The sequence below is a fragment of the Bacillota bacterium genome (genome assembly GCA_013178415.1).
Classification (GTDB): Bacteria; Bacillota; SHA-98; order Ch115; family Ch115; genus Ch115.
This window is the reverse complement of the sequence record JABLXA010000025.1, coordinates 20,677-30,660: the sequence shown is the minus strand read 5'-3', so window position 1 is coordinate 30,660 and position 9,984 is coordinate 20,677. Positions and strand designations below refer to the sequence as shown.

Annotated in this window: 15 protein-coding genes; 4 read left to right on the top strand and 11 right to left on the bottom strand. The window is 52.5% G+C overall.

The features are described 5' to 3' along the window. Positions 1-353: hypothetical protein (locus HPY52_14965; GenBank protein NPV81538.1), on the top strand; the 353-nt coding region annotated here is incomplete at its 5' end. Positions 354-484: 131 nt separating this feature from the next. Here HPY52_14965 and HPY52_14960 read toward each other — a convergent pair. The 11 genes from HPY52_14960 to HPY52_14910 form a co-directional block, all read right to left on the bottom strand. Next, the gene (locus HPY52_14960) at positions 485-688 is read right to left on the bottom strand and encodes a hypothetical protein (GenBank protein NPV81537.1); all 204 of its coding nucleotides are present in this window, start codon (positions 686-688) and stop codon (positions 485-487) included. Positions 689-777: 89 nt separating this feature from the next. Further along, complete coding sequence (locus HPY52_14955; GenBank protein ID NPV81536.1) at positions 778-2,172, bottom strand: ATP-dependent helicase; 1,395 nt, start codon at positions 2,170-2,172, stop codon at positions 778-780. Positions 2,173-2,212: 40 nt separating this feature from the next. After that, the gene (locus HPY52_14950; protein NPV81535.1) at positions 2,213-3,043 is read right to left on the bottom strand and encodes an ImmA/IrrE family metallo-endopeptidase; all 831 of its coding nucleotides are present in this window, start codon (positions 3,041-3,043) and stop codon (positions 2,213-2,215) included. 91 nt (positions 3,044-3,134) lie between these two features. Next, positions 3,135-3,698 carry a hypothetical protein gene (locus tag HPY52_14945; GenBank protein NPV81534.1) on the bottom strand — a complete coding sequence of 188 codons (564 nt, stop codon included), beginning with the start codon at positions 3,696-3,698 and terminating at the stop codon, positions 3,135-3,137. 173 nt (positions 3,699-3,871) lie between these two features. Then, positions 3,872-4,072, bottom strand: a complete 201-nt coding sequence (locus HPY52_14940; GenBank protein NPV81533.1) for a hypothetical protein — start codon at positions 4,070-4,072, stop codon at positions 3,872-3,874. Positions 4,073-4,265: 193 nt separating this feature from the next. Continuing rightward, on the bottom strand, positions 4,266-4,715 hold the full coding sequence (radC, locus tag HPY52_14935; GenBank protein ID NPV81532.1) for a DNA repair protein RadC: 450 nt from the start codon (positions 4,713-4,715) through the stop codon (positions 4,266-4,268). Between the two features lie 90 nt (positions 4,716-4,805). Continuing rightward, positions 4,806-5,132, bottom strand: a complete 327-nt coding sequence (locus HPY52_14930) for a hypothetical protein (GenBank protein ID NPV81531.1) — start codon at positions 5,130-5,132, stop codon at positions 4,806-4,808. Positions 5,133-5,276: 144 nt separating this feature from the next. Next, positions 5,277-5,732, bottom strand: a complete 456-nt coding sequence (locus HPY52_14925) for a hypothetical protein (GenBank protein NPV81530.1) — start codon at positions 5,730-5,732, stop codon at positions 5,277-5,279. A 230-nt stretch (positions 5,733-5,962) separates the two neighbouring features. Next, positions 5,963-6,607, bottom strand: a complete 645-nt coding sequence (locus HPY52_14920) for a hypothetical protein (protein ID NPV81529.1) — start codon at positions 6,605-6,607, stop codon at positions 5,963-5,965. Between the two features lie 46 nt (positions 6,608-6,653). Beyond that, complete coding sequence (locus tag HPY52_14915; GenBank protein NPV81528.1) at positions 6,654-7,739, bottom strand: hypothetical protein; 1,086 nt, start codon at positions 7,737-7,739, stop codon at positions 6,654-6,656. A gap of 69 nt (positions 7,740-7,808) precedes the next feature. After that, positions 7,809-8,126: a hypothetical protein gene (locus HPY52_14910; protein ID NPV81527.1), complete on the bottom strand. Its 318-nt coding sequence runs from the start codon at positions 8,124-8,126 to the stop codon at positions 7,809-7,811. A gap of 474 nt (positions 8,127-8,600) precedes the next feature. Here HPY52_14910 and HPY52_14905 point away from each other — a divergent pair, with 474 nt between their 5' ends. From HPY52_14905 to HPY52_14895, 3 genes are all read left to right on the top strand, one after another. Next, positions 8,601-8,801, top strand: a complete 201-nt coding sequence (locus HPY52_14905) for a hypothetical protein (protein NPV81526.1) — start codon at positions 8,601-8,603, stop codon at positions 8,799-8,801. Positions 8,802-9,208: 407 nt separating this feature from the next. After that, complete coding sequence (locus HPY52_14900; protein NPV81525.1) at positions 9,209-9,559, top strand: winged helix-turn-helix transcriptional regulator; 351 nt, start codon at positions 9,209-9,211, stop codon at positions 9,557-9,559. Between the two features lie 13 nt (positions 9,560-9,572). Continuing rightward, positions 9,573-9,887 carry a DsrE family protein gene (locus tag HPY52_14895; protein NPV81524.1) on the top strand — a complete coding sequence of 105 codons (315 nt, stop codon included), beginning with the start codon at positions 9,573-9,575 and terminating at the stop codon, positions 9,885-9,887. Positions 9,888-9,984 lie beyond the last annotated feature (97 nt).

Genomic DNA, 9,984 nt, shown 5'->3' with positions numbered 1-9,984 from the left:
ATGGCCTCAAGAATAGCCATTATATCAGGTTTGAAATCGGGGAACACTTCTACGGTCGACAGAAGCCAGACCTCAGAGACTGGCTTTCTGGCAGCACATGTGGTAGTGATCCGTTTGGAGGCTTCACTTTTGTGACTCCCGAGACACTGGAGGGCATTCTTTCTTCAACAGAGAAGATTTATTGGAAAAAGTATGGGCTACATAGACTTCTCCGGGATGCGAAAAAGATCAGCAAGAGACGTAAAGATGCCATTCGGAAGGCAATTAAGGGAGGCGCTTTCCTAGACTTTAATGCTGAGTTCAACTCATGGGCTCAAGGTTGGCATTCGGGCTTTGACGCATCTCTTTTCTGATCGGGCAAGCTGAGGTTAGCGACTCAGATGCCGCTAACACCTCAGCGCCTGATGTTGTATGCTGGAAAATGGAAACCGTGACGAATGGAATCTCATTCGGTTGATGCCGGCCGACCCTGTCGGCCTAAAATCTACCCATCAGCACTATTCACCGCCGTTTCGGCTAGAGTGTTTCGAATGGACGAAACATCATATGCCCCATACAATCTGCCTATCCACGCCCGGGCCTCCTGGCGCGCCCTGCGCCTGGCCCGGGCTGCAATCTCTTTCCTACTTTTACGGAATTCCCTGCTGTCTTCCTCGCGCCAGTGTTGTTCTACGGCCCTTTTTCTCATATAAATCACGCTCCTTGAGTTACTATGATTGAGTTAGTCCAAACCATCGGCCTTGTCATATCCCACAGTCGCTGGCCAGGTTCTAGAAATCATGAGGCACTTGCCTCCCGGAGGTTGACGATATCCAGGAGTTTCTCATCAATCTCATCGAGGAATCTGGAAGGCTCTGTGCATTCTGGCCTTCCTCCATGAGCCCTTTCCATGGAGTATGAAAGATAGAGCTTATCCCTGGCCCTCGTGAGGGCCACATACATAAGCCTTCGTTCCTCCTCTGCATCGCTTTCGTTTGCGGCCCTGAAGTGGGGGATAATGCCCTCCTCAAGCCCCGGGAGGATTACATGGCCGAACTCCTTACCCTTTGACGCATGAATGGTCATCATTCTCACAGCTTTGGCCGGCCCTGTGCTTTCCGAGAACCTATATGGCACCCCGGCCCGGATAAGCTCCCTGCAGATCGGGGCAAACTGGGCCCTGGTCCTGGTGAGCACCGCTATCTCTCTCGGAGCTATTCCCTGGAGAAGAAGGTCCTTGATGAGCTCTGCCACGTATATGGCCTCATCTGAGTCATTTGGGGCTACATATAGGTCAATTGGATCACCCCAGTCCCTCACCGGGAACTGGGGGATGGGCACCGTTGTGGTGCCGCGCTTTATCAGGGAGTTTGCAGCAGCCACGATATTGGCCGTAGACCTGTAGTTCCGCCTGAGGATGTAGGTTCTGGTGCTGGAGTTCCGCATATACTCAAGAGTAATTCCCACAGCCCCGCCTTTAAACGCAAATATCTCCTGCTGTGGGTCCCCTACTGCAAACAAGTTGCCATGAACTGAGGTAAGGAGCTTTACGATCTCCCACTGGCATGGGTCCAGGTCCTGGAATTCGTCCATGAGCACGTGGCGAAATCGCTGCGCATACCTTAACCTGATCTCGTCATTTGACTGCAGGAGCCAGAGGGTATTTACCAGGAGGTCATCGAAGTCCATGGCGTTCAGTTCAAGGAGACGCCGCCTGTAAAGCGAGGCCGCCTTGTGTAAGAATCCGTCGCAGGAATCATCCCTCAGTGTCAGCCGGCATAGGGATATGGCATGTAAGGCTTCTTCGGGCCTTACCTCAACACTGAGGCCCTTGAGAACCTCTTTCACAATGGCCAAAGTCCCAGCAGTATCTACGATGGTAAACCCGCCCCCATACCCAAGAGCACTCAGGGCAGATGATTCTGCCCTGAGTATCCGGTAGCATATGCTGTGGAAGGTCCCTATCCACGTCTGTCCAATTCCAGGGATACCGCTCAGTCGCTCCTTCAATTCCCCCGCCGCCTTCCTGGTGAAGGTAACACACAGGATTGATGAGGGTGTGGCTCCTCCCCCGATGAGCCTGCGCACCCTCTCTGTAAGTACCTTGGTCTTGCCGCTTCCCGCTGGAGCCACCACCAGGATATGCCCGCAAGGGGCGTATACAGCCCGCGATTGATCTGAATCCAAGTGCAAGATATCACCCCCAGTCTGAGAAATACAAAGAGCGCCAGCATCACCGGCTGGCGCCTTCCTTTTCGACCTTAGCCAGGGCGGCCTCGACTGTCTCGATGATCTCTGCGACTATTCTATGGATCCGCTGGAATGCTTCGATGATCTTCTCTGGAGCAACCTCCCACAGTGCCAGGTAATTGGCGGATGCGGTCTCTATTCCAAGGTGCGAGCATACCGCGAACGCTACCGCCTCGGCCTCTATCTCTTTCTGCTCTCTGGTAAGGCCGGCGCTCTCAGGGTCCCGGTGCAAAAGTTCATGGGCAAGCTCATGTGTGATTACAGACACCTTCCCCGCTTCATCGAGCCTGTCGTCTATTTCGATCCTGCCGCCATAGCTTGTGCCGTGATGGTCCCCATGGAGGGTCCTGTACTCGCAGGCTATGCCCTTGTCCTTTACTATCTCTTCCAGAATAGGTAGTAATCCTCTACCGTCCCCAGAGGCCGTTATGGGTGCCTCAGGCAGTGGGGCGCCATCTGTCTGGCTTACATCGAAGACATAGACTACCTTGAAGTATACGAACTGCTCCTCGCGCTCTCGGTCCTCCTCATCCAGTGCGATTCTTCTCACCGGACAAGGTGCAAAGATGGGTATGCCCCGCTCGCCCTTCTTGACGAACCTCCCGAGCTTCTGCCAGGTCTTATACCCTGCGACCTGGGAGGCATGAGGGCAATGCAGCCAGATCGAGGCGGTGTTGTGAAAGCTATAGTGGTGAAAAAGGCTCATGAATTTCAGATACTGGGTAACTTCGACTGAGGACCTGGCTTCCCTGGTCCTCGCCCCTAGCTCCTTCAAGCGAGATTCGATTTCTTTGATAAGTTCAGCTGCCTTCATTTTGAGATCTCTCCTCCCGTACATGACTAAGGCCGGGATTGTGGCTCCCGGCGGGCCAGATTAATAGTGTGGGGAGCCGGCGGGTTCATGATCACCCGGCTGCGGCCTTCCTCTGGCAGGCCATGCAGAGCGGCCTCCCATACCTGCGCATGGAGAAGTCATATACCGACCGCGTTATCTCAGCCCCGCACCCGTCGCATGAGGGTAAAGCTGCCCTGTCACTCCTGCCTGATCTGGCAGCCCTCCGGGATGGCTCTGAATCCCTACCCTGCTTGATAGGAGGCGCTTCGTCATTGTCATCTTCGATCTCGCCCATCTCCTCAAAAGAGACCATGTCTACCCCGGTGAAGTCCCTGAGGGCCCTCGCCTTGGCTCTTGTCGCGGCCATCCTCAGGATGTGCGGGGCTATATTCCGATTTACGTTATCCGGCGAGGCATCGCCCACCTCGCGGTAAATGGAACCATCCTCGCCCTCGAGGGTTGCTGAGCATACTGCATAGTCACCGTTCTCAGGTGAGGGAATCTGGACTATCCCTACCTCAAGCCTCCTCAGTCCCTTTTCCCTCGCAAGCTCAATCAGGCCACCATAGAGGATGAAATCTTTCCCCTGAAGCCTTTTCACAAACCTCTTCCTGAAATCCTCAGTGAGCTCCATAGCTCTTTCCTCCAATCCTGAATTGTAAGTTGAAGGGACGGCTCTTCATGGCCGTCCCCCTGCCGCATAAATCCCCAGAAAAACAAAAACCACCCTGATGACGGGTGGATATACTCCGGGGCTCTGATGAATGCTTGCCACCGGTTTCTGATGCATGGTGACTTGGGAATTGACTAGCGGTCGCCGGTCTCGCTTCCGGCATGGTGCCCTGGCAGCTCGATTCGTTTCACCAGGGCGGCGTTGCCGAAGGCGATAACCTCCCTGCATCTCACGCACCGGAATATCTGGCAATGGTCATCTATCACCTCCTCGAATAGCTCACTCCCGCAGGATTTGCACATAATGACCGTTCCATGGAATCTGATCTTCAACATGATCTCGACCTCCCCTCATCTCTGGGATTTCGCACTCTATTCCTCATAAACAGAAAATGCCCGCTCTTGGCGCGCGGACATATCTTATCTCCCCGGATATGCTTGTTATATGGCAGGAATTACCTCGTAGCCCTATATACATAAGAATTAATGGATCATCCCTATGGCTACCAGATGGTCTTGAATACTCAGCCTAGAATATCAGGCCTTTTTCTCGCATACTGACGTAGCGATCCTCGGCAATTATGACATGATCTACGACCTTTATGTCCAGCAGGTCTCCCGCCTGGATCATGCGCCTGGTGATCTCTATATCCGCTCTACTTGGCGTGGGATCACCGCTCGGGTGGTTATGGACGAGTATGACCTCAAACGCATTGGCCAATATCGCAGGCTTGAATACCTCCCGCGGGTGCACCAGGCTTGAGTTCAAGTTCCCCACGCTCACTATGTTTGCCCCTATGAGCTGGTTCTTGGTGTTGAGAAGGAGGACTGAAAAGATCTCTCGGTCTGTGCCTCTGTAATATAGTCGTGCGACATCTGCTGCTATTGACGCGTTGTTGATGCTTACCCCTGTGCTATCATATGGAACAGCCTTTGACTTCACGAGCTTAATGGAATACAGCGAGAATCCTTTCTTCATATCCGGTCTCCTCTCCGATCAGAATTAAATGGAGTGGCTCCAGTTGGAACCACTCCACTGCATGTGCTCTGCGGCCTTTGTATGTATGCGCTACCGCATCCTCCCGGTGACTCGAAGCCCTACTTTCAGACCTGCGGTAAAGAGCTCATCCACTGCCCCGAGTAGCCCTCCGCCTGCGATCTTGAGGCAATCAACTGCGGTCCTCCCGATGGAGTCTACCGCCGCTCTTATCTGAGCCTTCGCCTCCTCCGGGGTTACCGGCTGAGGGGCCGCTGGCCTCACTTCCTCCCTTGCGTTAAGCGCAGCATTTACCGCGGTAGCGACGATCTCAGACAGCTCCATTTTGGTTAGCATCATAACCTCAGCATCACCCCTGCCACTTACCTGGTTTTGCTCCTGACAATTTACGTTGCTCATGTCCTCTACCACCCTTTCTTGATTTTAGTTATTGATTTTCATTACCTGACCCCTAAGCCATATATCACCCCCATCTCTGTTTAGAATAATGAATGAGCCCGCACCATAGATGCGGGCCATAAAGAGATCTCATCATGTTACCGATCACTTGCCGCCTAGCACTTCTTGAAAGCGCCTGCTCCTGGTGCCTGAGCAGCCCGGAGGGACCCTGCACCAGGTCCTGGGGTCGATATGAGACCTTCGTTTGGGGCAATTCTCACAGGGATCCAGTAGCAGGTCGAGGTAGTTTTCTCTTTCTCTTTCGGGGATGATGCGGTTAAGCTCAGGCGATATGCCGATCTCCCAGCCGAACACGAGGTCGCGGAATACCTCGCAGTCAGCCTTGCAGCAGCTCTCCCTTGCACGCTCGCAATACCTGCAGTATTCGGCCTGGGCCGAAGGCAAAACCTCCGGCCCATTCTGGTCCACTAAGCTCATACGGTTCCATGTCTTCTGCATCTCAGCATGGAGCCGCTTAAACCTCTGCTCATATTCGATTTCTGCACTTGAAATGGGACGGATATGGGCATGGGATACCTCTGCCATAGCGCGAATGGTCATTGTCTTATCTCCTTTCGATTTTGAATTTCATTTAAGACCTTCCTTTGGTCATTGAGGGACATACTTGATGCCCGAGCTGGAGGATGCTCTGCACGGCTGCTTTACGGGTCTCAGAAGGTGTGGAAACGTGCTATGTGAGAGCGGCCTCTGCAATACTGGTGGGACAGCCACCGTGGGCCGGGAGGGAAACCAGGCCGGAGGCCTGAGTGTTTCCGATGTATGGAATCACCTTAGATGATAGCCAGCCTCTGGGCGAGTTTTAGCACAAGGGCTTCGAGCCTCTTTCTCGGTAGTTCTTCTATTTCGACTATATCAAGGTATCTCATCTCCCCCTGCCTTTGCGGTGGTAGGAGGGAAGCTCTCTTTCCTTGTTTGAGGATTCTGAACCCATACAATGTCAGGATTCCATTGAGGTGTATGTTGATAAATGCCTTGAGTGGGCTTTCATACTTTGCCTTGAGAATCTGAAGCCCGGTCACCTTAAGGCCGGGCGCAATCTCATAACCGCCACATTCATCCAGGTGATACCAGCCGCCTTTGAGGGGCGGTAGCGACCTTTCCGTTGGGGCTGCAGCGTCGCATTTATCCCCTTTCTCGATATTGAGCGCCTGTGTCATCATGGCCTGTTTTTCCTCCTTCATCCTTGCCTTTGCCTCCAAAACCTGGAATAGCTCATCTCCCTGCAGCAGGGTGAACTCAGCCATGCTTGCTACCACCTCAACCCCATCTTCCCTCATAGCCTTTATCCTTCCATCACGTACCGCCTCGACAACGTAAAGCACTCCGTCCTTCAAGACAACGTCGCCCCTGGTGATCTCATGGGTTTCCTGTCCTACCTCCTCAATATGCATGGTCTGCCATATCTCGGCTGGCATAGTCTATTCCCCTTTCGTGATGGTATCAGTATTCTGGAGGTCATAATTAAGCCCGGGGCCTTCGCTCCGGGCTCTTTGGGAATTTCAGTTCAATCTCATGGATCTTATTTGTCCCGATCCTGGGAATCTCTATCACCACTCTCTCACCGGCAGAGGTAATGCGTGACCAGTCAGCCTCGCCACGGAAGGTATGCAGATCACACCCTTCCTCCCAGATGACTTGGTCCTGAAGCCGGGCCGGTATACCTTTCTTATGAGGGGTTATCCAGATTAACGAATCAGCCCTGGCTTTCCTCCCGTAGTGAGCCAGGGCTTCGTTTGCGAATCTCACTGCTTCCATTGCAAGCGCCACAGGATCGCCGTCTCTCATGCGGGCTGGGTGAGCACAGAAATGGCGCGGGGCTACATCACCTTTATCCCTCATCTCCCAGGTGCTCCGGCCTTCATCACCAAGGAATACATGCCACCTGCAGGTAGCACACCTCCTCCATTCATGGTTGGAGCGTGCCGGTACTCCCTCAACTCCTACACCATAAAGCCATCCCTTCAATGCCGCGCCTTTTATATCTGAGGAGATATCATGAGAGCCCACCTGCCACCTGAACTTATCCATCCACCTTGGTTCCAGGGCTCTGGGGTCGAGCTTCTCCTTTACCGGGTCATATGGCGGGTTTGTGTAGTATCCTGGGAGCACGATCCTGTAGGCTCCATTTTCAGGTTCCTTAACCCAGAAAGGAATGCTTATGCCGAGCCCGGCATGGGAGATGAACAGCCGCCCCATGCCCACGGTGTTGTTCCGGCCTGATAGCCGTCTTGTGTCGTAGACTGTGAGGACCGGGGTAAATGAAAGCTCACCCTGGGGTGCGCCTTCGCTGCCACCGGCCATGCGGCGGGCTAACATATTCGAGAAAGCCCTGGTCACATTTTGCCTGTCAAAGAATACGTAAACATCCTTCCCCAACACAGCTCGATCGTTGATGACCACACACCTGAAGTTTAAAAGCCCTGAGAACAGGGCAACCATCCCCGATGGATGGTTGTTGCTTGTGGGCCTCACATCGTAGACCCTCACAGGGTCAGCCCTCGGAGAGCTGGCTATGAGAGACCCCTTATCATGCTTGACTGTAGACATTTTCGGCCCCTTCCTCTCTTTGAGCATTCAGAGCTTGGTTACCCATAGGCTGAAAATGCAAGGATAAACCTAAAGGCTGCGGTATCTTCGGCCTTTTGCGAAAACCCGACTTGAAAGCAAAGCCTGCCTTGCAGCCTCCAGACGACACCTCTGGCAGGTGGCGTGGCAGAGCCCCTTTGAGGAGCGGGCCTCGCACACCTGCCCCACCGCCTTCGCTGCCCCGAGAAGATCACCACGTTCGAGCTTGTAAAGGGCACTAGAAAATGACATGACCCAAGACCTCCTTTCAAAGAATGAAGGCCGCAGGAAACCATCCTGCGGCCCAGTAAGACCTGCTTCAGTATGCAGAAGCCCAAGGTTGAGGCTTCTATATATTGAACTCTTCATAATTGAACTCTTCCTCTACGCCCATGTTTCCTGGGATGTTAGAGCACACTAGACGTACTAGCCAGGTTTGGCACATCCTATCCGAAACCTTGGTTTACCTGGAGTTTTGTTAGCATGCCTTTGGGGAAGGCCTATTAGACTCCCCCAAAGATAACCTCAATACCCCTCTTTTCAGGGAAATACATGGCCACCTGCGGAGCCTTGAGTGACATCATGTCAGGTTCACCTCCCTTCCGCCTTAAGTTGAGGTGGCATGTATATAAGGTTAAAGGTCCTTGTATACGTCCCATATAAAGGGGGTAGGACTCGGAAAGTTTGCAGCGATTCCAGTGGGCTCTATAACATCCCCCAGCAAAAATCTCTAAAAATCGTCTCCTATATGGCCGACATTAGCTGAAGAGGAGCGGTATATATTGGCTGAAGGAAATGGTTAAGTATTGGAACATTTTCCAAGGCTGGATAGGTCATTCCGCATTGGGCGAGCTATTAAACACCATGACGGAGGGGATATGGCCCCTACAATCCCTGGAGGCTAAGGCCGTGTTCCGGGCGGACGGGGAGGTGTATGTGCTGCGAACAAAAAAGAGTTTTGGCAGTTTTGACAGGATACTCTCTCTTATCCTGCGGAAACCACAGAGGAGGGACGGCCTCCGCGCATTTACCCAAAATCTTTGAGAAGCGTCAAACATCCCCGCTGGTTTATTTTAAAAAGCTTCTATGGTGCAGGGGTGGCCTCTTCCTACCTGCTATCATGTTGCTTTGAGCGTTTTGCGCAGGTTTAGCGGGTACCTGTGTACTTACCACCCTGTAGTATGACGGGGAATGGGACGGATATTGGTGCGCTCAGGTAACGACTTGACCGACAGACTCGTGGGGTTATGCATGGTGAGGATTTTTTACGAGTGGTGGTTAGATAAAGTATAAGCCTTGAATTCCAATATCATCCCAATATTGCCATTCTATTTTGCGAAAACCCTTGACAGTTCCCGAAGTCAGGTGTATAGTGATCGTCAAGAAACTTATTTTTAAACTTATAGATAACTAGTTTAGAAAATAATAAACTGATGAGGTGTTATCCCCAGATGGATGTTGAGAACATGCTCGCTGAACTCCATGCGGGTGTGTGTAAAGCCCTGGCAAGCCCCAGACGCATCCAGATTATTAATTTGCTCAGAGAAGGCGAAATGCATGTCGACGAACTGGCTTCCCGGATGGGCGCAAGTAAGGGCAATGTTTCCCAGCATCTCGCGATTCTACGGGAGAAGGGGGTTGTCACATCCCGCAAGGAAGGACTGAATGTCTTCTACAGGATTGCCAACCCTAAGATCATCCAGGCCTGCGATTTGATGCGGGAAGTAATGCTGGAAAGGCTTACGGAGACTCTCTCTGCTACACAAAAGCTATTGCAAGTTGGTAAGAAAGAACGGAGGTAAAAAGACAATGAAGATCGGCATGGTCATTCAAACAAAGGACCCCGAAAAAGCCTGGAACGCCTTCAGATTTGGGGAGAAAGCATTGAAGGATGGTCACGAAGTAAAGACATTTCTGCTCGGCGAAGGCGTCGAATGCGAAGAGATCACCCACGAAAAGTTTAGGGTCCGTGAACAGATGCTGGCTTTTCTGGACGCTGGTGGGGATATTCTTGCTTGCGGCTCATGCCTTAAGCTAAGACAAAAGAACCCCAATGAGCTATGCCCTCTCTCTACGATGCAGGATCTTGTTAATTTGGTCATATGGTCTGACCGGGTGGTAACTTTTTAAACACACCTTCAAGCCTGCCGGGCTTCGTCCAGGGGGGCAAACGCGCGAGAAGCGTGCGCCCCCGGAGGAATTTCCTTTCTGGAGGCCTTTACTTTTA